The 25963-nt window shown below is 73.7% G+C and carries 19 protein-coding genes; 9 read left to right on the forward strand and 10 right to left on the reverse strand.

Features of this window, described 5'->3' with window-relative positions:
* The first annotated feature begins 188 nt into the window (after positions 1 to 188).
* Together EF879_RS04370 and EF879_RS04375 are read left to right on the forward strand one after the other, a co-directional pair.
* Positions 189 to 1145 carry an FAD-dependent oxidoreductase gene (locus EF879_RS04370; protein ID WP_123554807.1) on the forward strand — a complete coding sequence of 319 codons (957 nt, stop codon included), beginning with the start codon at positions 189 to 191 and terminating at the stop codon, positions 1143 to 1145.
* A 272-nt stretch (positions 1146 to 1417) separates the two neighbouring features.
* Positions 1418 to 2212 (forward strand): SCO2525 family SAM-dependent methyltransferase, encoded by a 795-nt coding sequence (locus EF879_RS04375; RefSeq protein WP_123554809.1) that lies wholly within the window; start codon positions 1418 to 1420, stop codon positions 2210 to 2212.
* A gap of 38 nt (positions 2213 to 2250) precedes the next feature.
* Here the strand turns inward: EF879_RS04375 and EF879_RS04380 are convergent, their stop codons facing one another.
* Positions 2251 to 3327, reverse strand: a complete 1077-nt coding sequence (locus EF879_RS04380) for a DUF6879 family protein (protein WP_123554811.1) — start codon at positions 3325 to 3327, stop codon at positions 2251 to 2253.
* 626 nt (positions 3328 to 3953) lie between these two features.
* Between EF879_RS04380 and EF879_RS04385 the strand changes: the two genes are divergently transcribed.
* From EF879_RS04385 to EF879_RS04395, 3 genes are all read left to right on the forward strand, one after another.
* Complete coding sequence (locus tag EF879_RS04385) at positions 3954 to 4763, forward strand: inositol monophosphatase family protein (RefSeq protein ID WP_123554813.1); 810 nt, start codon at positions 3954 to 3956, stop codon at positions 4761 to 4763.
* A gap of 333 nt (positions 4764 to 5096) precedes the next feature.
* Complete coding sequence (locus tag EF879_RS04390) at positions 5097 to 6140, forward strand: hypothetical protein (RefSeq protein WP_123554815.1); 1044 nt, start codon at positions 5097 to 5099, stop codon at positions 6138 to 6140.
* Positions 6141 to 6176: 36 nt separating this feature from the next.
* On the forward strand, positions 6177 to 7739 hold the full coding sequence (locus EF879_RS04395; RefSeq protein ID WP_199736119.1) for a fused MFS/spermidine synthase: 1563 nt from the start codon (positions 6177 to 6179) through the stop codon (positions 7737 to 7739).
* A gap of 19 nt (positions 7740 to 7758) precedes the next feature.
* Here the strand turns inward: EF879_RS04395 and EF879_RS04400 are convergent, their stop codons facing one another.
* The 5 genes from EF879_RS04400 to EF879_RS04415 all read right to left on the reverse strand — a co-directional run bounded on the left by EF879_RS04400 (position 7759) and on the right by EF879_RS04415 (position 14205).
* Positions 7759 to 8439 (reverse strand): TrkA family potassium uptake protein, encoded by a 681-nt coding sequence (locus EF879_RS04400; protein WP_233604209.1) that lies wholly within the window; start codon positions 8437 to 8439, stop codon positions 7759 to 7761.
* The gene (locus tag EF879_RS04405) at positions 8429 to 9715 is read right to left on the reverse strand and encodes a TrkH family potassium uptake protein (RefSeq protein WP_233604248.1); all 1287 of its coding nucleotides are present in this window, start codon (positions 9713 to 9715) and stop codon (positions 8429 to 8431) included. The genes EF879_RS04400 and EF879_RS04405 overlap by 11 nt, the downstream gene beginning before the upstream one ends.
* Before the next feature lie 153 nt (positions 9716 to 9868).
* Positions 9869 to 10411: a hypothetical protein gene (locus EF879_RS27935; RefSeq protein WP_233604210.1), complete on the reverse strand. Its 543-nt coding sequence runs from the start codon at positions 10409 to 10411 to the stop codon at positions 9869 to 9871.
* A gap of 84 nt (positions 10412 to 10495) precedes the next feature.
* Positions 10496 to 12577 carry a hypothetical protein gene (locus tag EF879_RS04410; protein WP_233604211.1) on the reverse strand — a complete coding sequence of 694 codons (2082 nt, stop codon included), beginning with the start codon at positions 12575 to 12577 and terminating at the stop codon, positions 10496 to 10498.
* Between the two features lie 161 nt (positions 12578 to 12738).
* Complete coding sequence (locus tag EF879_RS04415; protein WP_123555404.1) at positions 12739 to 14205, reverse strand: MFS transporter; 1467 nt, start codon at positions 14203 to 14205, stop codon at positions 12739 to 12741.
* Positions 14206 to 14278: 73 nt separating this feature from the next.
* Here EF879_RS04415 and EF879_RS04420 point away from each other — a divergent pair, with 73 nt between their 5' ends.
* Positions 14279 to 16408 carry a RecQ family ATP-dependent DNA helicase gene (locus tag EF879_RS04420; RefSeq protein ID WP_123554821.1) on the forward strand — a complete coding sequence of 710 codons (2130 nt, stop codon included), beginning with the start codon at positions 14279 to 14281 and terminating at the stop codon, positions 16406 to 16408.
* A 44-nt stretch (positions 16409 to 16452) separates the two neighbouring features.
* The gene (locus EF879_RS04425) at positions 16453 to 17499 is read left to right on the forward strand and encodes a hypothetical protein (protein ID WP_123554823.1); all 1047 of its coding nucleotides are present in this window, start codon (positions 16453 to 16455) and stop codon (positions 17497 to 17499) included.
* A gap of 91 nt (positions 17500 to 17590) precedes the next feature.
* Here EF879_RS04425 and EF879_RS04430 read toward each other — a convergent pair whose 3' ends face one another.
* Positions 17591 to 18832, reverse strand: a complete 1242-nt coding sequence (locus EF879_RS04430; RefSeq protein WP_123555406.1) for an SAM-dependent methyltransferase — start codon at positions 18830 to 18832, stop codon at positions 17591 to 17593.
* 120 nt (positions 18833 to 18952) lie between these two features.
* Positions 18953 to 20659, reverse strand: a complete 1707-nt coding sequence (locus EF879_RS04435) for a DEAD/DEAH box helicase (protein WP_123554825.1) — start codon at positions 20657 to 20659, stop codon at positions 18953 to 18955.
* A 587-nt stretch (positions 20660 to 21246) separates the two neighbouring features.
* Here EF879_RS04435 and EF879_RS04440 point away from each other — a divergent pair.
* Positions 21247 to 21960 (forward strand): ferritin-like fold-containing protein, encoded by a 714-nt coding sequence (locus tag EF879_RS04440; RefSeq protein WP_123555408.1) that lies wholly within the window; start codon positions 21247 to 21249, stop codon positions 21958 to 21960.
* A 63-nt stretch (positions 21961 to 22023) separates the two neighbouring features.
* On the opposite strand, the gene EF879_RS04445 is transcribed toward EF879_RS04440, so the two are convergent.
* Entirely contained in the window at positions 22024 to 22254 is a 231-nt protein-coding gene (locus tag EF879_RS04445; protein ID WP_123554827.1) for a DUF3107 domain-containing protein, read from the reverse strand.
* Positions 22255 to 22320: 66 nt separating this feature from the next.
* Positions 22321 to 23007 (reverse strand): TetR/AcrR family transcriptional regulator, encoded by a 687-nt coding sequence (locus tag EF879_RS04450; protein ID WP_370375441.1) that lies wholly within the window; start codon positions 23005 to 23007, stop codon positions 22321 to 22323.
* 392 nt (positions 23008 to 23399) lie between these two features.
* Here EF879_RS04450 and EF879_RS04455 point away from each other — a divergent pair, with 392 nt between their 5' ends.
* Positions 23400 to 25808, forward strand: coding sequence for a hypothetical protein (locus EF879_RS04455; RefSeq protein WP_233604212.1), 2409 nt, complete (start codon positions 23400 to 23402; stop codon positions 25806 to 25808).
* Positions 25809 to 25963 lie beyond the last annotated feature (155 nt).

Consider the following 25963-nt stretch of genomic DNA (forward strand, 5'->3'; position numbering starts at 1 on the left):
GACCGTGCCGGTCCGATGTGGTTTGTTGGCCTGTCACCGACCCACGGGACGATGATCGCGTAGCGGAATGGGAAAATTGATGGTCATTGCAGGTTGAGGGCGGATTGCGACGCTCTTGTGGGAAATGGAGGCATACTTCGAATTATACGTAAACTATGATCGCGTTCGATCTCCGTTAATATTGCCCAATGGGAAGTTCTGGGGAGTGGGACGCGCTGGTCATCGGCGCCGGGGTGTCCGGACTGACCACGGCGATCCGCCTTGCGGAAGCGGGATTCAGGGTCAGGGTACGGGCCGCCCGCCCGCCGCAGGAGACGACCTCCGCCGCGGCCGGTGCGAGCTGGGGGCCGTACATGGTCAGTGATGCCCGGGTGTTGCTCTGGAGCGAGCAGACCCGGCTGGCGCTCGAGAAGCTCTCCGAGGACCCGGCCACGGGGGTACGGCTCGTCCGGGGCGTCGAGGCGTCCCCGCGGCCGGTGGAGGCGCCATCCTGGATGCGGGGGATCAGCGACTTCGAGAGCTGTCCGCCCGACGAACTTCCGCCCGGATACGCCTGCGGATGGCGGTACACGATCCCGCTGGTCAGCATGCCGCGATATCTGGACTACCTGGTGAACAGATTGCGATCGGCCAATGTGTCGATCGAGATAGCGCCGATCTCGTCCTTCCGCGAGGTGAGCGGCCTGGCCCGGCTGCTGGTGAACTGCACCGGACTGGGCGCCCGGAGTCTCGTCCCCGACGACCAGGTCTACCCGACCCGGGGGCAGCTCGTGGTCGTCGACAACCCCGGAATCGACCACTTCTTCCAGGACCATGTCGAGGACGAGAAACTGACGTACTTCCTGCCGCACGGTGACCACGTCGTGCTCGGCGGCAGCGCAATACCGGGCTCGGAGAGCCTGGACCCGGACCCCGTCGCGGCCCGGGCCATCGTGGACCGCTGCGCCGCCGTGGAGCCCCGGCTCCGAGACGCCCGGGTACGGCGGATCCTGGTCGGACTGCGTCCGTCCCGGTCCCGGGTACGGGTGGAGTGGGCCACGGTCGACGGGGTGCCGGTGCTGCACAACTACGGGCACGGTGGGTCGGGGGTGACCCTCTCCTGGGGCTGCGCCGACGAGGTGCTGTCGCTCAGCGGTCTCCAGTGAACGGGCCGGCCACGTGCCCGTTCGGACCGAGCGGAACGGCCGCGCGCTGTCCCTGCTGAGCACACCGGCCCACGCGCATCCGGAGATCGTCGGCCGCCGTCCCTCGAAGGGGGGATGGCGTACCCCCCGCCTTCTGGGTTGACATACTGTGACCGCTCTCTGACCGGTCGCACCACCGCCGGTCGAGACGATGTCGAGACAGCTTCGCGTCACCGCGTGCCGGTTCCGAGGTCGGCACCGTCGTCGGCGCCGGGGAACAGGGACGGTTCGAGATGAGTGCGGTGGAACTGCGCCAGGAACGGTCCGACGGCGAGCCGGGCGCGTCCCCGCGCCAGCCGTCGGCCTCCAACAACCAGGTCAACTGGGACCGGTTCGACTCCGAGGCGTACGTCGCGCACAATTACCGCGCGGTCCGCGACGACGACCGGCAGATCATGGTCATCGTGCGCGACTTCTTCGCCGGCCAGGACCTGGCGCCCGAGTCCCGCGCGGTCGACGTCGGCACCGGGGCGAACCTCTATCCGGCGCTGGCGATGCTGCCGTTCTGTGCACATCTGGACCTGTGGGAGCTCGGCAGCGCCAACGTGGAGTGGATCCGTCGGCAGATCCCGCACTTCGATGACAACTGGCTGGACTTCTGGGACGTCTACCGGGCACAGCCGGCGTACCGGGCGGTCGCCGATCCCCGGGCGATCTTCGCCAGCCGGGCCGAGGTGCACCGGGCCAGCGTCTTCGCGCTTCCGTCCCGTACGTGGGATCTGGGCACCATGTTCTTCGTCGCCTGTTCGATGTCGGCCGACCTCGCCGAGTTCCGGCGGGCGGTGCACGCCTTCGTGACGGCGCTCAAGCCGGGGGCGCCCTTCGCCGCCGCCTTCATGGCAGAGTCCCAGGGCTACCACGTCGGCGGGGAGTGGTTCCCCGCGGTCGCCGTCGATGACGCCGAGGTCACCGCGGCGCTGGCGCCGGTCGCGGACGGCGTACGTGTCGAGCGGATCGACCTCGGCGACCCCCTCCGGGACGGGTACGCCGGCATGATCGTGGCGACCGGTCGGTCGGGCTCGGAGTAGTCGGCAGGTCCCGGAGCAGACCCCGCGGCGATGGGTGGTCACCCGGCCACCGCCTCCGGGCCGGTCGGGTCCGTCATGTCCGGGGCGCTCGGGTCCGGCGCGTCCGGAACCGGGGCGGTGGTGGCCGTCGCCACCGGCCGGAAGACGAGGTTGTTCCGCTCGTCCACGCTGACCGCCTGGACGCCTTCCGCGGACCAGAGGTCGGCGAACTCGTTGCTCCGTCGCTCCACCCGCTCCGGATCGGTGACCAGGGTGATGTTGACGACGATCGGATTGAGCCGACTGTCCATGTTGGAGGCCGTGGTGGTCGTCTGGTAGCTGAGCATCCGGTCGAAGAGCACGAAGTCGTGCAGGCGGGCGTGCGCGGCGGGGGCGATGGTGGCGTCGAGGATCCGTACCTCGACCCCGATCCCGAGGTGCATCCGCAGGACGTGGTGCAGCTCCCGCGGGTCCAGGCCCTTGCGGTCGAGGATGAAGATGCGCTGCACGCGTACGCCCCGGGTCCGGATCGCGTGCCGCTGGGCGTCGAGGTAGCGCTGGCCGAAGTCCGTGGACCAGAGCCCGCCGTCGATGAAGCCGCGCCCTCCGGCGTCCACCGTGCTCAGGCTCGTCGCCTGGATCTCGTGCCGGGCGACCCGGGTCAGGCCGAGGAGCCAGTCCCGATCCTCGCCCTCGTAGGTGAGGTCGCTCCGGTCGCCCATCTGCTTCAGGTACTCGGCCATCCGGGTGATCTCCGCCTGCGCGAAGTCCTGGATGAGTCGTGGGGCGTCAGAAGTGATCTTCGTACGGTTGCGGACCAGCTTCGCGATCTGGGTGATCTCCTCGGGCTGCAGTTGGGAGGCCTCGCGGAGCCCGAACAGTTCCTCGGCCAGGTGGATCTTGGAAAAGCCCTCCCGCATCCGGCGTTCGGTCTCCGTCGCGTGTCGGCTGAACTGACGGAGCATCCGGGCCTGGTGGTCGTCGAAGCTCCGGATCAGCGCTTCGAGTCTGCGTTCCACCTCGACGAGGTACTGGGCGATGAAGACCACTCCCGCGACGAACAACGACGCCCCGATATTCCAGATCATTTCGGGCTGCTGGTCGTCGGGCAGCAGCTCGGAGATCCCGAACGCCACCCAGAAACTGACGAAACTGATGAGAATCTTCGTTATCAGCCGTCGATGACCGGTGGGTGGGGTAGACGTTTCGCGCGGGTTGGGCTGCACCGTCATCCTCCGCTGGACAGGGCAGGGTGATCAGGGTTCCCGGCTGGGCCACGCTGCCCGGAGGTCGGCGCCGTCCGCCGCCGGGTGCCGCAGGTCGAGGAATGGGACGGCGACGGGTCGAGATGGGACGGTGCCGGCGGCGCAGCCGGCGGAACGGAATGGTGTCGGCTGGACGGAATGGTGTCGGCGGTGCGGTCGGTCGGGGAACGAATCTGGTTCCATTATGCGAGACCGATTCCACAGGCCGGTGACGAAATTCCGCCGCCGCCCGCGCGACCCCGCCGGCGGCGGTGACCACGGCGGCCGCGCCGGTCCGGCGCGAACCGCCGGCAGCGGACCGGAGGGTGATCGCGCTCTCCCTTCCGCTGAGTTGGCGCGGCGTCCCGACGACATGACGGAGACTGGTGACGACCGAGCGGACCGACAGGAGGGACCGATGACGGCGCCGGCGGACGGCAGGAGCCCGATCGAGGTCCTGCGCGACCCGGACCTGCCCCGGCGGGACGGCCGGGGAGTGCGTGTGAAGCTGTCGCGGCGTGGTTGACCCGGTCGTGGACGAGGTCGGGGCGCTGCTCCGTGAGGCGGCCGCCCGCGCGATCCTGCCGCTGTTTCGTCAGCTCGGCGACACCGATGTGACGGAGAAGGCCCCCGGCGAGCTGGTGACGGTCGCCGATCGCCGGTCCGAGGAGATCCTCGACGCCGGGCTGCGGCGGATCCGCCCCGGCTCGCTGGTGGTCGGCGAGGAGGGCGTCGCGGCGGACCCGGCCGTGCTCGACCGGCTTCGTGGGCCCGCTGAGGTGTGGGTGGTCGATCCGCTGGACGGGACCGCGAACTTCGCCGCCGGGCGGCGCCCGTTCGCGGTGATGGTGGCGCTGCGGAGCGCCGGGGTGACCCGGATCGGCTGGATCCTCGACCCGGTCACGGACACCCTGCTGGTCGGCCGTGCCGGCGCCGGGGCGTACCGGGACGGGCTCGCGGTCCGGACCGCTCCGGACGTGCTCGAGCCGGAGGCGCTCCGGGGTGCCGTGCCGACCCGGTTCCTCCCGTCCGACCTGCGCGAGCGGATCCGCGCCGGCGGGCGCCGGCTCGGCGAGCTGCTTCCCGGGCTGCACTGCGCGGGGCAGGAGTACGCCGACATCCTCGCCGGGCGTCAGCACTTCGCCCTCTTCTGGCGGACCCTGCCCTGGGACCACGTCCCCGGGGCGCTGATCGTGCGGGAGGCGGGTGGCGTGGTGCGCCGGTTCGACGGCAGCGCGTACGACCCGACCGACGGCCGAACCGGGCTGCTGGTCGCCGCCAACGAACAGATCTGGCGGACCGTCCACGCCGCACTCCTCGGAAACTGAATCGCGCTCCGATCCATTCCGGTCGGTGGAGTTCGAGCCGGGCCCGTCAGCCAGCCGCGGACAGGCCTTGGATCTCCACCCATCGATGGATTAACCGGGGTACCGGCGGCTCCCGGAGGTGCCGCGCCGGCGGCTCCATCGTGTCCGGGCCGGTCGGTATGGCCGTTTTGGCGCAGTCGTCGCCTGAGCCGACAGCGCTCGCGACTTCCGGTAGGCTGACCGGCGGTCTCCGCCGGGTGGCGCCGTCTGGGCGCCGGGCGGTGCCGCCGCCGAACGGTCACTGTGGATCCTGCGGGGTCGGCGGCCGACGCGGAAGGAATAGCTTTCGTGCGCATGACGGCCATCGCGCGGCTGCATGGGCCGCGCCGAGTCACGGCGTGGCTGGTCTCCGCCGTACTCCTCGCCGTGGCACCCACTCTTCTGGTGGCGCCGGCCGCCCGCCCCGCGGCCGCCGCGCCGAGCAGCCCCGGCGACGAGGGTGGCACCAAGAAGCTGCGCGACGCGCTGGAGGCGGCCACAAAGGGGCACGTCGAGGCGACCAACAGGCTGGAGAACTCCAGGAAGCGGCAGAAGCAACTCGGTGAGGAGCTGAAGCGGGTCGAGGCCGAGATCGCCACCCTCACCGAGGAGGTGGGGGTGATCGCCGCCGAGTCGTACCGGCGGGGTCGGCTCACCCCCTTCTCGGCGCTGCTGAACAGCGCCTCGCCCGAGGCGTTCCTGGAGCGTGCCGCCCGGCTCGAGATGATCTCGCAGCGCAACGACAAGCAGTTGCGGCTGCTCGGCGAGGCGCTCGATCGGGCCACCCGGGCAAAGCAGGCGATCGACGCCGAGGTCCGGGAGCAGAAGCGGCAGGTCGAGATCATCGCCAAGAAGAAGCGGGACGCCGAGCGGGCCCTCGCCGCGGTCGGCGGCGGAGCGGCAGGTGGGCTGATCAGCGCGAACTCCCCGCTGGCGAAGCCGGCGCCGCGCAACTCGGACGGTTCCTGGCCGCGGGAGTCGTGCAGCGTCGACGACCCGACCACCTCCGGCTGCATCACGCCCCGCACCCTGCACGCGCTGAACCAGGCCAAGGCGAACGGCTACCGCCGGCACGTCTCCTGCTACCGCAGCGGCGGTGGCGGCGAGCACCCGAAGGGCCGGGCCTGCGACTTCTCCGCCGCCGCCGGCGGGTTCGAAAACCGGGACGCGACCGGGGGCGACAAGAGCTACGGCGACGCCGTCGCGGCGTTCTTCGTCAAGAACGCCAGCCGGCTGGGCGTGATGTACGTGATCTGGTATCGGAAGATCTGGATGCCGGGGACCGGGTGGCGGGCGTACAACGGGAACGGCGATCCCGCCTCGGATCACACGAACCACGTTCATCTGTCGATGTTGTAGCCCGAATCCGGCCGTCGACTACGTACCATCGCTGCGATGGACGCTTCCCAGCCCGAGGTGATCGACCCGGGTACGCAGCCGAAACAGTCGGCGCAGGGCCCGGACCGGGCCCTGCCGCCGGGACTCGCCGCGGCGCTGGTCTTCCTCTCCAGCGGCGCCGTCCTCGTGCTGGAGACGGCGTCGCTGCGGCTGGTGGGCCCGTACGTCGGGGTCACGCTCCAGGTCACCAGCTCGGTGATCGGCGTGGCGCTGGCCGCGATCGCGTACGGTGCCTGGGTCGGTGGTTGGCTCGCCGACCGCCGCGACCCGCGGACGCTGCTCGCCCCGGCGCTGCTGTTGGCCGGCATCACCACCGCGCTGAGTCTGCCGATCGTCCGGTACGCCGGGGAGGTGCTGCGTGGCGATGCCGCCGTCGGCATCCTGCTGCTCACCGCGCTGGCGATCTTCCTGCCGGCGGCGCTGCTCTCCGCGATCACCCCGATGGTGGTCACGTTGCAGCTCGGCGACCTGCGCCGGACCGGCCAGGTGGTCGGCCGGCTCTCCAGCATCGGCACCCTCGGCGGGATCACCGCCACCCTGGTCACCGGGTTCGTGCTGGTCGCGGCCCTGCCCAGCAGCGTCATCATCATCAGCCTGGCGGTGCTGCTCGGGCTGACCGGACTGGCCGTCGGCGGCTACCTGCATCGTCGTCGCACCACGCTGCCCCGGGCGTCCCGGGCCACCGCCGCGCTGGCCGTGCTGGGGCTCGCCGGTGCCTCGCTCTCGGCGGTCGCCCCGACCCCGTGCGACGTGGAGACCGCGTACCACTGCGCCTCGGTGGAACCGGACCCGGCGAACTCCACCGGACGGCTGCTGGTGCTCAACTCGGCGTGGCACTCCTACGTGGACCTGGCCGACCCGACCCACCTCGAGTTCGCGTACACCCAGTGGCTCGGGGCGGTGGCGGACGTGCTCGCCCCGGCCGGGCAGGCACTGGAGGCCGTCCACCTCGGGGGTGGCGGCTTCACCATGCCGCGCTACCTCACCGCGACCCGTCCCGGCACCCGCAACGAGGTGTACGAGATCGACGGTGAGCTGGTCGAACTCGGCCGCCGCGAACTCGACGTACGCCTCGGGCCGGAGCTGCGGGCCCGGATCGGCGACGCGCGGATGCTGATCGGCGAACGGCCGGACCGGAGCGCGGACCTGGTGATCGGGGACGCCTTCGGGCACCTCGTGGTGCCGTGGCATCTGGCGACCCGGGAGATGGCCGCCGAGATCCGCCGGGTGGTGCGGCCGGGCGGGATCTACGCGCAGAACGTCATCGACCACCCGCCGCTGCGCTTCATCCGGGCCGAGGTGGCCACGGTGGCGGCCGAGTTCCCGCACGTCGCGCTGATCGCGCCGCCGGCCGCCATCGCCGGGAAGCAGGGGGCGAACTTCGTCATCGTCGCCTCGGCCGCGCCGCTGCCGCTGGAGCCGCTGCGCCAGCGGCTCAGCACGACGGCCCGGGAGCCGGTCATCCTGCTGTCCGGTGCCGACCTCGACAACTTCGTCGACGACGCGCTGGTCCTCACCGACGAGTACGCCCCGGTCGACCAACTGCTGGCCACCGCCTAGCCCGCGCGGCACACGTGGTTCAGCTCATCGTGGCGAACCGGCGGACCTGGTCGATCGATCCCTCGAGGACGAGGGCACAGTCCTCGGTGATCACCATGTCCGGCGCGATCGGCAGGACCGTACCGTCGGGGCGGCTCACGGCGAGGAACGTCACGCCGTACGCGTCCCGCGCGTCGATCTCGCCCAGCCGGCGGCCGTAGAACGAGGCCGGTGCCCGGGTCTTCGCGATGGCGACGTCGTTGCCGATCTCGATGAAGTCGAGGAGCTGGCTGACGATGAGGTTGGCCACCCGCTCGGCGACGGCCGCCTCGGGAAAGATCACGTGATGGGCGCCGACCGCCGAGAGGATCTTCGCATGCTGCTCGGAGGTGGCCCGGCCCCAGATCTCGGGCAGGCCGAGTTCGGCGAGGGCCAGGACGCTCAACACGCTCTGCTCGACGGCGGTGCCGATCGCCACCACGGCCCGCTGGAAGTCCGTCACGCCGAGCTGGCGCAGCGCCTCGCCGTCGGTCGCGTCGGCCTGGACCACGTGGGTGAAGCGGTGCGACCACCGCTCGACCGTGTCCGGGTTGTCGTCGACCGCGAGCACCTCGTGGCCGAGTCGGGTCAGCGAGTCGGCGACCTGGGCGCCGAACCGGCCGAGCCCGATCACCAGGACCGTCTCCGCGCCGGCGGCGTACCGCCTCCGCCTAACCGACAATGGGGCGCTCCTCGGGATAGCGGTACCGGCGGTGCCGGGCGTGCAGGGCGAGCGCGGAGCCCGCGACCAGGGTGCCGACCCGGCCGACGAACATGAGCAGGATCAGCACCACCTGCGCCCCGGCCGGCAGGTGGGGCGTGATGCCGGTGCTCAGACCGGCGGTGGAGAACGCCGAGATCGTCTCGAACACGACCTTGTACTGCCGTATCCCGGAGGTGAAGCCGAGCAGCGCCAGGGACGAGCCGACGACCAGGGCCACCCCGAGCAGGGCGACGGTCAGCGCCTGCCGCTGTGCGCTCCCGGCGATCCTACGTCGGCCGACCACCACGTCGGCCTCGCCCCGCAACTGTGCCCAGATGACGAAGGCGAGCAGGAAGAACGTCGTCACCTTGATCCCGCCGGCGGTGGAGGCGCTGCCGCCACCGATGAACATCAGGCCGATGACGATCGCCAGCGTCTCGTCCGCCATCGCGTCGTAGTCCAGGCTCTGTGGTCCGCCCGACCGGGGAATCGTTCCCTGTACGAAGGCCGCCAGCACCTTGCTCGGCAGGCTGAGTGGTCCCAGGGTCTCGGGGTTGCGCCACTCCAGGCCGAGCACGGTGACGAAGCCGATCGCCAGCAGGCTGAGCGAGCCGAAGACGGTGATCCGGGTGTGCACCGACCAGCGGTCCGGAGTCCGCCAGCCGCGGGCGAGTTCGGACAGCACCGGGAAGCCGGTGGCGCCGATGATCACTCCGATGGTCAGCGGCAGGCAGATCCACCAGTCGTCGACGAATGTCCGAAGGCTGTCGGGGAACAGCGTGAAGCCGCAGTTGTTGAAGGCCTGGATCGCGTGGAAGACGCCGTACCAGAGGGCGCGTCCGACGGAGTAGTCGTAGGCGAAGAAGAGGCGGCCGGCCACGATCAGCGCGATCGCCGCCTCGCAGCGCAGCACGATGCCGGCGATCTGGAGCAGCAGCCGCCGGGGGTTGCCGAGGTCCGCCCGAGGGCTCTCCGCCTGGAGGAGCAGGCGGTTGCGCAGCCCGAGTCGTTTCGCCACGAGCAGTGCCAGCAGCATGGCGGCGGTCATCACCCCCAACCCGCCGATCTGGGTGAGCAGCGCGATGACCACGTGGCCGAACGGGCTCCAGTAGTCGGGCGTGTGGGTCAGCGCGAGCCCGGTGGTGGAGAGCGCCGAGGTCGCGGTGAAGAGGGCGACCAGGAATGGGGTGGCGCCCGGAGCGCTCTTGGCGATCGGCAGCAGGAGCGCGGCGGTCCCGATGGCGATGATCGCCATAGCGGCGAGGGGCACGCTCCGGACCGGATGTCCCAGAACGCGGCGTACCCGGATCCCCCGATCCGTCACGCGACCAGTGTCATTCGGCCAGGGGCGAGCATCGGGACAACTATTCGGATTCATCCCAAAGTGTACGCGGTCACCGGTGGGTGCTCAGGCGGGCCGGCAGCCCGGGTCGGGTTCGCCGTCGGCCACCCCGCAGTGGAAGACCTCGACCGGCTCGGCCGCCACGTCGGGCACCCGGACCACCCGCATCAGCGAGATGCGTTTCGCCACCGGTTCGCCGGAGTCGGGTGCGAAGCGGATCGGCCCGGCCACCCCCGGGAAGCCCTGCTCCGCGTTCTGCCGCAGCACCTCGACGTGCACCCCGAGCGGGTTGAGCGCCCGCGGGTCCCAGCGCTGGCGCGGGTTGGCGTGCCGGAGCCGGGCCGCCAGCGCCTCCACCGCGCGGATCATCATGGTCGCCGCGTCGTACGCCAGGCTGACCCGCTCGCCGACCTGAACAGGGGCGTCGTCCCGACACCGGGGCTGGTCGAGCAGCCCGTCGGCCTGGATCCAGGTCAGGAAGCTGCTTCGTACGTCGTCCCGACGGTCCCGGGCGGCCCGCAGCCTCGCGCAGGTCGCCAGGGCGGCCTTCGACACGTACGTCACCGGGAGGTTGCCCGGCGCGCTCACCCGTAGGCTCGGGTTGGCCATGTAGCGGTTGACGGAGTCGTCGGCGACCAGGTGCCGGGGCGGGTTCGGGCCGCACTCCTTCAGCGCCCGCAGGAAGCCGTCGAACTAGGACCAGCGTCCCGCGAAGATCAGCATCCCGGGATAGCCGCACTCGTCGGTCAACCGCTGACCGGTACGCCACTCGTCGACCCGGTCGAGCCGGTCGCCGAAGCGTCGTCGCAGGCCGTCGACCAGGGTGCTGACGTACAGGTCCTCGGTCAGCGAGCTGTTCTCGCCCGTGGTGTAGTACACCCGCGCCTCGTCGACCCGCAGCACCTGCCGGGCGTACTCGGCCATCAGCACGACCTGGTCGCGGTTGGGCGCGGACATCTGGAGGTAGAGGTCGGAGTTGGCGTCCATGTCGTCCGCGGAGAGGGTCGGCGCGAGGGCCGGCAGGCCGATCCGGTTGAGTTCGCGCAGCGCGAGCGCCGTGCTGGTGCGGCTGTCGACCAGACCCACCACCCCGAGCACGGTCGGGTCCTTTCGGGCCAGCTCCGCCAGCATCGCCACCGCCGGTCCGGCGTGCCGCATCTGGCGCCCGCCGTTGGCGACGACGGTCCGGAGCAGCGCCGCGCCGTCCGCGCCGGCCGACTCCTGCAGCAGCGCGTACTGCGCGGTCGCCATCCCCTCCAACTCCTCGCGTTCGGAGACGTACGACTCCTCGTCGGCCCGGGTGCGGTTGCCGGTCAGTGTGCCCAGGTAGACCAGGGTGAGGAACGGCCGGCGCCGGTCGCTGCGTTCCCAGACCTGCCGGGCGGCGACGTTCTGGGCGAAGATCCACCGCTGGATGCTCCGGAGCCGGTCCTGCCCCGGGTCCCGGTTGAAGACGTGGGCGGCGGAGTCGCTGTAGCCGACGCACTCGCCGCCGATCAGTCGGACCGACACCGCGGCCTCCAGGGACGCGACCGGGTGGCAGTCCAGGGACCAGCGGCGGTCCGCCCAGACCGCTCCGGAGCCGACGAGGAGCAGGCAGAGTGCGGCGGGCAGGAACCGGCGCGACCACCACGGTGGGCTCGGCGGGGTGAAGGCGTGGGCGCCGCCCCGGGGTTCGGCCCCGGTGACGCTGGGGTCGCCGACCAGCAACACGAGGAGCCAGGCACCGGGCCGGCGCAGCCGCCGGGTCTCCGGCAGCACGTCGGCCCACTCGGCGTACGCCTCGTCCGCGTCGACCAGGGGATGGGGGTCGGGCAGTTCGGGTGGCGCGGCCGAGCCGGAGACGACGACCAGCAGCGGGTCGTTGCGGCCGGTCTCGTTCCGGACGTCGTTGATCAGCCGGGCCAGGGTGTGTCCGGCGTCGCCCGGGGTGACCCGGTCGAGCAGCAGCACCGGGTACGCCGTGCGTCGCCATTCCCCGGGCCGCCAGATCCGCCGCCGGTACGCCTGCCGCAGGTCCTCCAGGAAGGCGTGGACGAGCAGCTTGTGAACCTGGTCGGGCTGCTCGTTGTCGCGCCACCCCGCGGCGAGGCGCTCGGCGAAGCCGAGGAAGGTCACCGACTGTCGGGGCGCGAGGTACTGCTGGCGCATGAACCACCGGTAGTGGCGGCCGAACAGCGGCACCCGCCCGGAGACCGCGACCCGGAAGACGATGCTGGGGATCGCCCGCCGGACCAGCCAGAAGGCGAACTGGTACGCGGTGGTGACGGCGTCCTCGCCCCCGCTCGGCACCCCGGCGGCGGTGTCGGCGACGGCCGGTCGCCCGCGCCGGTCCCGGAGCCGCCGGGCCAGGGTCCGGCGGCGGTCGCCCGCGTCCACCTCCTCGGCCGAGCTCTGGTGGAGCAGCCAGTCCGCGAGCGGGTAGTGCCGGAACCGGAGCCGTTCTCCGCCGAACGCCTCCAGGGAGAGGTGGCGGTACACCTCGCGCAGCACGGCGGCGAGGTCACCCTCGGCGGCGGACGTCGCCGGGAGGGCCGACACGTCGAGGACGGCGTGGGGGATCCGCCGTCGCTGTCCCCGGCCGAGGAGCCGGTGGAGCAGACCGATCAGGTCGGGCGCCCCGCCGGCGCGGACGAGCCAGATCACCGGAAGGCGTCGCTCGCCCCGCCGGGGGCGGCGGAGCAGACCGGCCAGGAGCGCGAGGAACTCCGAGCCACCGGACGGAAGACGTTCCCGGCCTGTCGCCGGCTGCTTCCTGGCTGCCAGCTCCGCCATCGCGCACCTCCGACCACGACCGTGGGTGGCTGTCACATGACCACAGTGTGGTCGCGTGAGACAAGGGTCACCCGGACCGGCTGCGCCGCGGCCGTCGGCGGGCCCGGCGCGGGGCCCGCCGACGGCGCGGTCGACGGTTCTGCGCTGTCGTCGTGGCGCCGTCAGTGCGCCGGCGGCGGGGTTTCGGCGGCGCTGGCGGCCTGGCTCCGGCCGGGCAGTCCGAGCGCGAGGACGGCTCCGGCGGCGACCGTCACCGCCCCGACGGTCACGGCCGGCCTCAGCCCGGCCACGAACGACTCCGGGTCGGTGTACGCGCCACTTCTGGCGAAGACCGAGGCGAGGACGGCCACCCCGACCGCCACCCCGAGTTCCCGGATCGTGTTGTTGGTGCCGGAGGCGATGCCCCGGGCCGACACCGGCACGCTGCTCATGGTGACGGTGCTGACCGGTGCGAACGTCAGGCCCATGCCGACGCCGGCCAGGACCATGGGCACGACCAGGGTCGGGTAGCCGGTGTCGGCGGCACTGACCAGCGCCATCCAGCCGAGTGCGACGGCGAGCAGCGCCTGCCCCGTGGCGATCAGGACGCGGCTTCCGACGCGGCCCATCAGCAGCCCGGCGATCGGGGCGACCACCATCGGCGCCATGGTCCACGGCATCGTACGGATGCCGGCGGCGAGCGGACTGAGTCCCTGGGCCACCTGGAAGTACTGGGCCAGCAGGAACACCGAGCCGAAGACGCCGACGGCGAACATGAACGCCACCGCGTTGACCAGGCTGAACGCGCGGGAGCGGAACAGCCCCAGCGCCAGCATCGGGGCGGGCGCACGCCGCTCCCACCAGAGGAACACGCCCAGCAGACAGAGTCCGGCGGCCAGCGCGCCGACCACCGGCGTCGAGGTCCAGCCGTGGTCCTGGCCGCGGACGATGCCCCAGATCAGCGCCAGCAGCCCGGTCGTGGAGAGGATCAGGCCGACCGGATCGAGCCGGGCGTCCGGGCCGTGGGACTCGCGCAGGACGGCCGCCGCCAGCACCACGGCGATCAGTCCGACGGGCACGTTCAGCCAGAAGATCCAGGCCCAGTCGAGTCCGTCGGCGACGGCTCCGCCCACCACCGGGCCGACCGCGACGCCCAGTCCGCTGATCCCGCCCCAGATGCCGATCGCGGCGTCCCGGAGCCGTTCGGGGACCGCCCCGGCGAGCAGGGTGAGTGACAGCGGCAGTACGGCGGCTCCGGCCACGCCCTGCACCGCCCGGGCGGCGGTGAGCATCCACGGCTCGGTGGCGAGCGCGCAGGCGGCGGAGGCGGCGGTGAAGAGCGCGATGCCGGCGAGGAAGACCCGGCGCCGGCCGAGCCGGTCGCCGAGGGCGGAGGCGGTGAGCAGCAGCGCCGCGAACGGCAGCGTGTAGGCGTTGACGAACCACTGCAGGTCGGCCAGGGACGCGCCGAGGTCGGCCTTGATCACCGGAAGTGCCGTGGTCACCACGAGGTTGTCGAGGGTGACCATGAGCATCGGCACGCCGACCGCGGCGAGCACGGCGGCCAGCGGACGCGGGGCCGGATCGGCGCGGACGGTCGCGGCCGGCTTGGGAGGCGAGCCGGCCGACACGACGGTGCGTGGGGTCATGCGGCGGGTGACGCCCCGCGCGGCGCCCACCGCTCGGCGAGACGGCCGCGCCGGCCGCTGGTAGAAATGCCGGATGGGTGACGACCGGGCAGAGGTGCGGGGGCGGGCCGAGGCGGTGCTGCGCCGGCTTGCCGGCGAGCGGGCGCGGCTGCGGGACGACCAGTGGCGGGCGATCGAGGCGCTGGTGGTCGAGCGGCGGCGGGTGCTCTGCGTGCAACGCACCGGCTGGGGCAAGTCCGCGGTCTACTTCGTGGCGACCGCGCTGCTGCGCCAGGCGCGTCCGGGCGGCCGGAGCGCCGGGCCGACCGTGATCGTCTCGCCGCTGCTGGCGTTGATGCGCAACCAGGTCGAGGCGGCGGCCCGGGCCGGGATCCAGGCCCGCACCATCAACTCGGCGAACCCGGACGAGTGGGACGAGATCACCGCGGAGATCGCGGCCGGCACGGTCGACGTCCTGCTGATCAGCCCGGAACGGCTGAACAACCCGGACTTCCGGGACGGCGTGCTGCCCCGCCTGGCGGCCACCACCGGGCTGCTGGTGGTGGACGAGGCGCACTGCGTCTCCGACTGGGGGCACGACTTCCGCCCCGACTACCGCCGGCTCCGGACCTTCCTGGCCGAGCTGCCCGCCGGTACGCCGGTGCTGGCCACCACCGCCACCGCCAACGCCCGGGTCACCGAGGACGTGGCGGAGCAGCTCGGCGACGCCCTGGTGCTGCGCGGCCCGCTGGATCGTGAGTCGCTTCGGCTGGCCGTACTCGACCTGCCGAGCCCGGCGCACCGGCTCGGCTGGCTCGCCGATCACCTGGACCGGCTGCCCGGCTCGGGAATCATCTACACCCTCACCGTGGCGGCGGCCGGCGAGACCGCCGAGTTCCTGCGAACCCGGGGGTACACCGTCGCGGCGTACACCGGGCAGTCCGACGACGCGCAGCGGCGCGCCGCCGAGCGGGACCTGTTGGACAACAAGCTCAAGGCACTCGTGGCGACCTCGGCGCTGGGAATGGGCTTCGACAAGCCGGACCTGGGTTTCGTGGTGCACCTGGGCGCCCCGCCGTCGCCGATCGCCTACTACCAGCAGGTCGGCCGGGCCGGCCGGGCGGTCGGGGAGGCCGAGGTGCTGCTGCTGCCCGGCCCCGAGGACGTGGCGGTCTGGCGCTACTTCGCCTCGCTGGCCTTCCCACCCGAGGAGCAGGTCCGCGCGGTGCTCGCCGCCCTCTCGCCGGACCGTCCGCTCTCCACCCCGGCCCTGGAGCCGATCGTGGACCTGCGCCGCGCCCGGCTGGAACTGATGCTGAAGGTCCTCGACGTGGACGGCGCGGTCCGGCGGGTTCGGGGCGGCTGGATCGCCACCGGTGAGCCCTGGCACTACGACGCGGCCCGGTTGCGCCGGGTCGCCGAGGCCCGCGCCGCCGAGCAGCGGGCCATGCTGGAGTACGCCGCGACCGACGGCTGCCGGATGGAGTTCCTGCGCCGCTGCCTGGACGACCCGCAGGCGGCGCCCTGCGGGCGCTGCGACCGGTGCGTCGGCCCCCGGTTTCCGGTCGAGGTGTCGGCGCCGGGACTCGCGGCGGCACAGGCGTTCCTGGGCCGTCCCGGCGTCGAGATCACGCCGAAGAAGCTCTGGCCGGCCGGGCTGGAGGCGGTCGGCGTACCGCTGCGGGGCCGGATCGGCCCGGCCGAGCAGGCGTTGCCCGGCCGGGCGGTCGGGCGTCTGGCCGACCTGGGCTGGGGCGTGCGGTTGCGTGGCCTGGTCGGCCCGGAGGCCGGCGACGCCGAGCTGCCACCCGAGGTGGCGGACGCGGTCATCGAGGTGCTGAAGGCCTGGGCACACGGCGACGACCCGTGGCCGGCCCGGCCGGTCGGCGTGGTCGCGGTCGGGTCCCGACGGCGGCCGAGGCTGGTCCGGGGCCTGGCCGAGCGGATCGCCGCGGTGGGCCGCCTTCCGCTGCTCGGCGAGGTGGCCCACCGCGGGTCGGCCGGCGCGGGCCCGCGGGGCAACAGTGCCCAACGGGTACGCGCGCTGCACGACGCGTTCGTCCTGCCCGAACCGGTGACGGCCGCGCTGGCCGGACTGGCCGGGCCGGTGCTGCTCGTCGACGACCTGGTGGACACCGGCTGGACCATGACCATCGTCGCCCGGCTGCTGCGGCAGGCCGGCGCGCCCGCGGTGCTGCCGTTCGCCCTCGCCGTCACCGCCTGACAGCTCTCGGCGGCGCGCACCGGGCCGGCGGGTAGCCTGCGGACATGACCCAGCAGCAGTCGGTCCGGGACGGGACGCGGCCGGTCGCCGGGCGGCCGGAGACCGCCGAGCGGTCCGGCCCGCGTCCTGCCGGCGACCGGTCGGAGCGAGCCGATGCGACGGAGGCGGAAGTCTCGGCCGTACCGGACCGGGGTACGGTCCGGCTGGCGCTGACGATCGCCGGCCTGCTGCTGGCCCTGCTGGGCGGGTTCGCGCTCGGTCGGACGAACGCCGGCCCCGGCACGGCATCCGCGGGTGCCGCGGGCACCGGCTCGGCCACCGCCGACCACACCCACCCCGCGGGGACGCCATCGCACGCGCACCCGGGCGCCGGCCCGGGCGGCGGCGACGCGGGCGGACTGACGCTGAGCGCCGCCGGATACACCCTGGTCCCGGCCGGTACGTCGTTCACCGCGGGCCGCCGGGACGACCTCACCTTCCGGATCCAGGGACCGGACCGTCGGACGGTGACCGGGTTCGCGGTGGTGCACGAGAAGCCGATGCACCTGATCGTCGTCCGTCGGGACCTCACCGGCTACCAGCACCTGCACCCGACGATGACGCCGGACGGCACCTGGAGCGTGCCGATCACCCTGCCCGACCCGGGGATCTGGCGGGCGTACGCCGACTTCACCGTGCGCGAGGCCGGTGGCGCCGAGGTGCCGCTGACGCTCGGGGTCGATCTGGTCGTCGCGGGCGCCTACGTCCCGCGTCCGCTGCCGGCCCCGGCCCGCGAGGCGACGGTCGGCGAGCTCACCGTGACGTACGAGGGGACGGGGCAGGTCGGGGCCAGCGCGCCGCTGCTGTTCCGGGTCTTCGCCGGCGGGAACCCGGTCACCGCGATCGAGCCCTACCTCGGGGCGTACGGGCACCTGGTGGCGGTGCGCGAGGGCGACCTGGCGTACCTGCACGTCCATCCGGAGCCCGAGCTGGTCGATGGGGCGGTGAAGTTCTGGATCACCGTGCCGAGCCCCGGGCGCTACCGCCTCTACCTCGATGTTCAGGTCGGCGGGGTGGTGCGTACCGCCGGGTTCACCATGACCGTCGACTGAGTCGTGGGGCCGTTCCGTCGACTGATGAGTCGCGGGGCCGCTGGGGATCGCCGGGGCCGCCGCGGGCAGGAGGCCCCGGGTCGCGCCGAACTCAGGACCGCGCCGGACCAGGGGCCGTGAGCAGGGTCTCCAGGCGCGGGGTGACCCGCCACTGGCTGACCAGCCCGGCATAGTCGTCCCGCTGCCGCGCGGTCGGTGCGGCGCCGGTGCGCCGGGCCCGCAGCAGCAGGTTGCGCGGGGTGTGCTGGGAGTCGACGAACTCCACCACCTCGACCCGGTAGCCGTGCAGCCGGAGCAGGGCGGCCCGCAGAGCGTCGGTGAGGACGTCCGCGAAGCGCTCGCGCAGGATGCCCTGCCGGACCAGCGGGTCGTACGGCGCCGGTGCCGGGTGGGCCCGCAACTGCGCGGCGAGGTCGTGGTGGCAGCACGGGGCGGCCAGCACCCATCGGGCACCCCACCACACCGCCCGGGCCAGCGCCTCGTCGGTTGCGGTGTCGCAGGCGTGCAGGGCCAGCACCAGGTCGGGGGCCGGCTCCACCACCGCGTCGAGGATGGTGCCGGCGACGAAGCGGACCCGGTCGCCGTACCCGAGCTGGTCGGCCAGCGCGGTGTTGCGGCGCCGCTGGTCCTCACGGACGTCGACGCCGACGAGCTCCACCTCGATTCCGCGCCCGGTCAGGTAGCGGTACGCGGCGAAGGTCAGGTACGCGTTGCCGCAGCCGAGGTCGACCACGCGCAGCGGGCCGGTCAGCCCGGCCGGGAGGGTGGCGTCCAGGGCGCGGAGGAAGGCGTCGACCTGTCGCCGCTTGGCGGCGCTGCCACCGATCGTCGCGAAGAGCGGGTCGCCGGGATCGAGAAGGTGCTTCCGGACCCGGTCGTGTCCCGTGGCTGGTCGGGCCGGACGGTCGGCGGGCGGGTCACCCTCCGCGTCCCCGCCCGGCCCGGCGGCTCGGACGGACGCTTCGGCGCGGTCGGGCTGTGGGCGCCGCGCCGGGGCGCGGTGTAGCTGAGCCTCGCCGCGCTTGGTCACCCGGAGCTGTACGGTGCTGGTCGCCGTCTCCACGTACCAGTTGCCGAACGGCTCGGCCAACAGGGCGTCCACCGCCGCCTCCGCCTCGGGACCGAACCGAACGTTGCGGGTGTACGGCCGTGCGCCGTCGTCGGTGACGACCTGGAGCCGGGGGCCGGCCTTGAGCGTCACCGGGCGCAGCTCGGCGCGGACCACGCTCGGAGTCTGACCCCGGCGGCGCCCGGCGGCAACGGCCCTGGTCAGCCCTGGGTCGAACAGGAGCGCGCGTACTTCGGCGAGCGCGACGCCGAGATCCTGGGGCATGTTCTCCACTCCCCGCCGCCGGCGTCTCCCGCCGGTCGGCGCCCGGCCCGTTCCCGTCGGCCGGTCTCCGCGAGCCGTCGCCGCCAGCGGATGCCGGCGCCGGCTCGGTACGTCGTCTCGTCAGTCCTCGGCGGGCGCTTCACCGACGGCGGCCGGGGTGGCCTCGGCCTCGGTGCCCCCGGCCCCGGAGCGACGGCGGCGTCGCCGTCGACGCCGCGGCTTGGGGTCGGTGCCGGACTCGACCGCCGCGGCGTCGGTGGCGTCGGGCTCGCCGGCGGTCCCGGCCGTGGCCTCCGGCTCGGTGGTCGGTCCGGCGATCACCTCACCCGCCCGGCGCCGGCGGCGACGCCGCCGTCGCGGCGCCTCGTCGCCGCCAACCTCCGACTCAGGAGAGTCCGGTCCGGTCTGGTCGGTCGGTCCGGTGTCGCTGCCGCGCCGGCGCCGGCGGGACCGGCCGGAACCGTCGGCCCGGCCCGGGCCGCGCCGGCCTCCCGGACCCCGCGACGACCGGCCCCCGAGGTCCTCCTCGGCCTCGGCCGCGAGCCCGGCACGGGTCCGCGCGCTCGACGGCAGCGTCCCCGGGGCCCCCTCGGGGATGTCCAGGTCGGTGTAGAGGTGGGCGGAGGTGTGGTACGTCTCCGGCGGCTCCGGCATGTCCAGCCCGAGCGTCTTGTCGATGATCCGCCACCGGGGCATGTCGTCCCAGTCCACGAACGTCACCGCGACGCCGGTGGCGCCGGCCCGGCCGGTCCGGCCGATCCGGTGGGTGTACGTGTCCTGGTCTTCCGGGCAGTCGTAGTTGATGACGTGGGTGACGCCGGTGACGTCCAGCCCGCGCGCGGCCACGTCGGTGGCGACCAGAATGTCGATCTTGCCGGATCGGAACGCCCGCAGGGCGCGTTCCCGGGCACCCTGGCCCAGGTCGCCGTGGACGGCGGCCACCGCGAACCCGCGGAAGTCGAGGTCGTCGGCGACCCGGTCGGCGGCGCGCTTGGTTCGGGTGAAGATCATCGTGAGGCCACGACCCCGGGCCTGGAGAATCCGGGCGACGATCTCGATCTTGTTCAGCGCGTGCGTGCGGTAGACCACCTGGCGGGTCTGCGGCGACGGTCCGGTCTCAGCGATGTGCCCGGCGTGGATGGTGACCGGCTGCCGCAGGAACCGCCGCGACAGCGCCACGATCGGATCGGGCATGGTGGCGGAGAAGAGCATGGTCTGCCGGTTCTCCGGCAGCATCGCCAGGATTTTCTCGACATCGTCCAGGAAGCCCAGGTCGAGCATCCGGTCCGCCTCGTCGAGCACCAACGCCCGGACCCGGTCCAGCCGGAGCTGCTTCTGCTTGGCCAGGTCCAGCAGCCGGCCGGGCGTGCCGACCAGGATCTCGACGCCCTTGCGCAGCGCGGCGACCTGTGGCTCGTACGCCACACCGCCGTAGATCGGCAGCACCCGGACACCCCGGGTCTGGCCGGCCGTGGCGATATCCTTCGCGACCTGCAGGCCCAGCTCCCGCGTCGGTACGACGACGAGCGCCTGGGGCAGCCCGTCCCCGCCCTCGGCCGGGGCGAGGACCCGCTCCAGCAGCGGAATGCCGAAGCCGAGGGTCTTACCGGTCCCGGTCGGCGCCTGGCCGATCAGGTCCGAACCCCGGAGCGCGATCGGCAGGGCGTACTCCTGGATCGCGAAGGCCCGGGTGATGCCGACCGCGGCGAGCGCCGCCACGGTCTCCTCGCGCGCGCCCAGCTCCGCGAAGGTGGGAGCCCCGGGACGTACCAGTGCGGTAGCTGTCGGCGCCGGGCCGGCCGCGGTGTTGTCGGTGTGATCGCTCATGTGGTTGTGGGGGTGCCCTCTCGTGGTGCGCCCCGTTCGTCCAAAGGGCGCGATGTCTGCTGTGGCGCGGGCCACACGGTCGACGGCGCTTCGCCGAGGAAGAGACCGGGCCGCACGCGCGCCGCGCGGGGCAGAATCTCCGGGGAACGTCAGGGACTCCGGCGGGAACCTCGGCGCCCGTGAGCGGGAACCGTCGGGACCCCGTGGAACTCTGCTGTCTGCGGCAACTGAGCCATGCTACCTGAGCCGGCGAGACGTCGTCGCTACTCTGCGGAGACGCGGTACCCGGGATGGTCGGCTGTGACGGTGGTTACCCTCCGCCGTCTTCGGCCGAGGGCCGGGCGGTCGCTGGGGGCGCCACCGGCTGGCCGAACCGCCGGATGATCGCCGCGGCCAGGAGGAACGGTCCGGCGCGTCCGGTTCCGGGCACCGAGGAGACCGATGGGCGGTAACCTGCGGGCGTGTCCGCCCCCGTGGAACCCGTTCCCGCCGCGTCCGTCGATCCCCCGACCCCGGCCCCGCTCGGTGCCGGTTCACCGGCTCCGGGCACCGCCGCTCCGCCGGCCCCGGCTTCACTCGGTGCCGGCTTGCCAGCTCCCGCTCCGGCGAGCGTCGCCCGGTCCGCCGCGGACCCGGACCAGCCGGAGCCGCCCCCGGCACCCACCCACCAAGCCGTCGTCGACCTGCTCGGCCTGGTCGCGTACGGCGAACTGCTCGCCTTCGAGCGGATGGCCGCCGACGCCCGGCTCGCGCCCGACCTGACCCGACGGGCGGTGCTGAGCGAGATGGCGGCGGCGGAGATCACCAACTACCGGCGCCTCGCCGACCGCCTGACCGAACTCGGGATCGCCCCGGAGGAGGCGATGTCGCCGTTCGTGGCCGCGCTGCGGTCGTACCACGACTCGACCGAGCCGAAGGACTGGCTGGAGGCGCTGACCAAGGCGTACGTCGGTGACGGCATCGCCGACGACTTCTTCCGGGAGATGGCCGCCTTCCTCGGCGAACCCGACCGGCGGCTCGTCCTCGACGTGCTACACAGCTCCCGCTACGACGAGTTCGCCGCGGAGGAGATCCGGCGGGCCATCGCCGCCGACCCGAAGGTCGCGAACCGGCTCTCGATGTGGGCTCGGCGGCTGGTCGGGGAGGGACTCTCCCAGGCGGTCCGGGTGGCCGGCGAGCGGAGCGCGTTGGCCGCGCTGACCGGGGTCGGCCGCGACGGGCAGTCCGGGGTCCCGGACCTGTTCAAACGCCTGACCGCCGCCCACACCGCGCGGATGTCGGCGGTGGGGCTGAACAACTGACCGGTCCGGGCGGACGGGTGGGTGCTCCGGTCGCCCGGACCGGAGCGGGTCGACGGAGTCTGGTCAGCGGACGACGAACCCGACCGCCCGCGGAGCCGCCTCGGCGATCTCGACGTACGCCACCTTGTCGGTGGGGACGATGACCCGCCGGCCCTTCTCGTCGGTCAGGCACAGGGTGTTGCCGCCGGTGTCGCTGAGGGCTTCCGTCACGATCTGCTCGATCTCGGCCGGCGTTTGCGCGCTCTCCAGGACGAGCTCGCGCGGCGCGTACTGCACGCCGATCTTGACCTCCACGGGGCCTCCTCATTCAGGGCGAGAGATCCGCCGCCGGCAAGGCTATCCGATCGTCACGGGGGAGGGTCAGGCCGACTCGCCCTGGAGCGGAAAGCTCGCGATCCCCCGCCAGGTGAGACCGGTCAGCAGCGCCTCAGCCTCCTCCTTCGGCACCTTCCGGCCGTTCGCCAGCCAGAACTGGGCCGCCGTCTCGGCCGCGCCGACCAGCCCGGAGGCGAGCAGTTCGGCATGGGGGCGGCTCACCCCGGTGTCCGAGATGATCGTGTCGGTGATCGCCGCGATGCAGCCCTGCTCGACCCGTTCCACCCGCTCCCGCACGGCCGGCTCGTTACGCAGGTCCGACTCGAAGACCAGCCGGAACGCCCCGCTCTCGTGGTCGACGAAGTCGAAGTACGCCCGGACCGCGCCGCTGACCCGCTCCTTGTTGTCCGTGGTCGCCGCCATGGCCTCCCGGACCTTGGCGACGATGGCGTCGCAGTGGGTGTCCAGCAGCGCCAGGTAGAGCTCCAGCTTGCCGGGGAAGTGCTGGTACAGGACCGGCTTGGAGACGCCCGCCCGCTCGGCGATGTCGTCCATCGCCGCCGCGTGGTACCCCTGGGCGACGAAGACCTCCTGCGCCGCCGCCAGCAGCTGCTTGCGTCGCGCCGAGCGAGGCAGCCGAGTCGGTCGGCCGGCGGTCTGCGCGTCGTCGCTCACCTGGGTCACGGTCACCTCCGTTTCGCCTCGCACGTCGCCGACCCCCGTTCCGATCATCGTTCCGGGCCGCGGGTCGACGCACCCGGGCGCGGAATTAGCCTGCCGCTGTAACTTATCGGCACTGCCACCACACGGTAGCCTCAGCGGGGGCGACCAAGGAGCGCACGGTGGACGAAACAGGGCAACCCGGGGCCCCCACACCGGGAGAGAACGGTAACGGGGCAGGTCCGCAGGGTGACCCGGCGCGTTCGGCGAATGGCTGGGCGGCCGACGCGGGCTGGCCCGGTGCGGACGGTGGGGCCGACGCCGCCGGACGGCAGTGGCGGCAGTCCGCGGAGCCGGCGTCGGGTCAGGGCTGGGCAGACAGGTCGACACCGTACGGTCCGTCCCCGTTCCCCGGGGCGCCGGCCGGTTCCCAGGAGCTGCGGCAGCCGGTCAACGGCGTTCACGTGGGTGAGGCGAGCGACGCCGAGCGGAGCTGGTCCGGCGGGCGGACGTCGCCGGGCGAGCCCGGCTACCCGTACGCGCCGGAGGCGGAGTCGTACCCCCGGCACTCGTCGGGGCCGGAGGTGGCCACCCCGGAGGACTACGCCGGCTCGCTGACGCCGTCCCCGGGGAGCGGCGACGCGGACGCGGGTGACCCGGCCCGACACGGGTACGCCGAGCAGGAGTCCGGAACGGCGCGCCCAGCCTCCCGCTGGGAGCCGGCCCACGGACACCCCGGCCCGACCTCCGGGCTACCGGCCGCGGTGTCCGGACCGCCGCCCCAGACGTCGGCGCCGCCGTACGACGAGCCCGGTACGGCGGAGATCAGCGAGCAGCGGTCGTTCCCGGCCACGAGCGGCGGCGACCGCGGGGCGCGCGAGCGGACCGCGCTGCTGCCCGCGCCTCCCCGCCAGTCGAGTCGAGTCTCGTCCGCGGTCTCCGGCCCCGAGGCCATGCTGGGTGGACCCGGCGGGGCGGAGAGCGGCTCCGGCGGTGGGCCGGGCGCCCCGAACGGCGCCGCCGGAGGGCCGGCCGAGCCGCACGCACCCGGACACGCCTGGTCGTCGGGCTGGGCGCCGCGGTGGGCCGCGCCGAGCCCGGCGCCGACGAGCGGCCCGGCCGGCGTTCCGCCGAACGGCGACCCCGCGCCCGGTGTCCCGGTCGGCGGCGCCGAGCCGGCCGACGAGGCCCGGGGCGGCGGACACCGCCGGGACGCGGAAGCCCACCCCGACCGGGGCGCCTGGTCGCCTCCGAGCTGGGCGGAGCAGTCGGTGCAGCGTCTCCCCGTGCAGCGGCAGCCCGCCGAGTCGGCGGGGGGTTCCGGGGCACGGGATGGTGGTGCCCGCGAGTCGGGACACCGAGACGGTCATCCCCACCAGCCGGCGTACCCGACTGGTCTGACCAGCCTCGCGCCCGCCGACTCGTCGGGCCACCACACGGGCCCGGGGGCCCAGCCGGGGCCGGACGGTCTCGGCTATCCGTCGGGGCCGGGCGCGGCACGGCACCCCGAGTCGTCGGGCTACCCGGCCGCCGGCGGTGACGGATATCCGGCCGCGTCTCCCGGCGGTTACGGGCCGGCGGAGCCGAGCCACCCGCCGGCGGCCCCGGGCGGCTACGCGTCGGCCGACCCCGGCGGATACCCGGCCCGCCGCGAGGCGCTTGCCCTGCCGACCGCGTCGGGCGGTCCCGGCACGGGGTACCCGCGCCCGGTCGGCGAGTCGGCCCCGATGGTCCGCCCGGCCGAGCAGGGCGTCGATGCGCTGCCGCAGCGCATTCCCGCCGAGCCCGACGTTCCCACCGTGCCGGAGCCGCCCGCCGTCGAGCCTCCCACCGAGACGCCGGAACTTGCCCGTATCGCCACCCACCTGCGCCGGGAGGACGGTCCGGTGCAGCCCCGGGAGCGACCTGACGGATTCGACGTCGACGCGATCGTGGCGGCGGTACGGGGAGTGCCGGGGGTCCGGGACGCCTCCGTGCGGACGACCCCGGCCGGCGCGCACAGCCTCCGGCTGGACCTCGCGGACGGCGCCGACCCGGCCGAGGTGAGCCGACAGGTGGCCCGGCTGCTCCAGGAACGGATGGGGCTGGCGGCAGCGCCCCGGAACCTGCCCGCTCCGGCGTCGAGCGAGCCGGGCCGGGGCCGTGCCCCGGGCGCACCGCACGGGGCCGGGCAGCCCCGGCACGCGCCGGCGGGCGCGTCCCGGCCGGGTGGCTCCGCCCCGGGCGGGCCGTCCGGCGCCGCCGCCGGGGCGTACGGGCCCCCGACCGAGGTGCCCCGCCGGCGCCGACAGAGTCCGCCCCGAAGCCGCCCGACCGGGGGCGAGCACCCGGAGGAGGCGTCGGAACCCGGCCGGGCCCCGGCTGGCCCCGGTGGGGCGGGACCCACCACCGTCGGGGCCTACTCGGGCAGCCCGGTGACGACCACCGAGACGGCCCCGTCCCGGCCACTCAACCCGGGGGCACCGCCGGGGCCGCGGGTGATCATCGATCACGTGCAGGTCAGTACGTTCGGCCTGGACGCCACGGTCGAGGTCCGGCTCGCCGCCGGTGACCGCCCGGCCGCCGGGCTGGCCACCGGTCCGGCGGTCGACGGGTACGTGCTGCGACTCTGTGCCGTCGCGGCGGCCGCGGCAATCGACGAGTTGCTCAGCTCCTCGACCCGGGTCACCGAACGGGGACGCTGCTTCGTCGAGCACGCGGCCGTCGTGCCGTTCGGCAGCTGCGAGGTGGCGACCGTGGTGGTGCTGCTGGTCTGCGACGGATGGGTCGAACAGCTCGCCGGATCGGCGCTGGTCGCGGGCGACCCGCGGCAGGCCGTCGTCCGGGCCACCCTCGCCGCGGTCAACCGCCGGCTGGAGGCGCTGCTGGCCTGACCGATCCCGCCGGCCGGGCACTCCGTCGAGGCCCGGCCGGGGTCCGGTCCACTGAATCGGCGCGCGGCCCCCGGCCCCGCCACCCGGGCACCCCGGGCGCGGGTCGGGCCGGCACGGGGAAGCCGGCGCCGACCGGCGAGGGGGAGGGGGACGTA

Source organism: Micromonospora sp. HM5-17 (assembly GCF_003762835.1).
Lineage (GTDB): Bacteria > Actinomycetota > Actinomycetes > Mycobacteriales > Micromonosporaceae > Plantactinospora.

Bases quoted from the DNA above. Each gene is read 5' to 3' on its own strand.
- EF879_RS04435 (WP_123554825.1), bottom strand. From the start codon at position 20,659: ATGAGCGATCACACCGACAACACCGCGGCCGGCCCGGCGCCGACAGCT.
- EF879_RS04390 (WP_123554815.1), top strand. From the start codon at position 5,097: ATGACGGCCATCGCGCGGCTGCATGGGCCGCGCCGAGTCACGGCGTGG.
- EF879_RS04395 (WP_199736119.1), top strand. From the start codon at position 6,177: ATGGACGCTTCCCAGCCCGAGGTGATCGACCCGGGTACGCAGCCGAAA.
- EF879_RS04425 (WP_123554823.1), top strand. From the start codon at position 16,453: ATGACCCAGCAGCAGTCGGTCCGGGACGGGACGCGGCCGGTCGCCGGG.
- EF879_RS04450 (WP_370375441.1), bottom strand. From the start codon at position 23,007: ATGATCGGAACGGGGGTCGGCGACGTGCGAGGCGAAACGGAGGTGACC.
- EF879_RS04410 (WP_233604211.1), bottom strand. From the start codon at position 12,577: ATGGCGGAGCTGGCAGCCAGGAAGCAGCCGGCGACAGGCCGGGAACGT.
- EF879_RS04405 (WP_233604248.1), bottom strand. From the start codon at position 9,715: ATGGCGATCATCGCCATCGGGACCGCCGCGCTCCTGCTGCCGATCGCC.
- EF879_RS04415 (WP_123555404.1), bottom strand. From the start codon at position 14,205: ATGACCCCACGCACCGTCGTGTCGGCCGGCTCGCCTCCCAAGCCGGCC.
- EF879_RS04375 (WP_123554809.1), top strand. From the start codon at position 1,418: ATGAGTGCGGTGGAACTGCGCCAGGAACGGTCCGACGGCGAGCCGGGC.
- EF879_RS04420 (WP_123554821.1), top strand. From the start codon at position 14,279: ATGGGTGACGACCGGGCAGAGGTGCGGGGGCGGGCCGAGGCGGTGCTG.
- EF879_RS04430 (WP_123555406.1), bottom strand. From the start codon at position 18,832: ATGCCCCAGGATCTCGGCGTCGCGCTCGCCGAAGTACGCGCGCTCCTG.
- EF879_RS04370 (WP_123554807.1), top strand. From the start codon at position 189: ATGGGAAGTTCTGGGGAGTGGGACGCGCTGGTCATCGGCGCCGGGGTG.
- EF879_RS27935 (WP_233604210.1), bottom strand. From the start codon at position 10,411: ATGGCCAACCCGAGCCTACGGGTGAGCGCGCCGGGCAACCTCCCGGTG.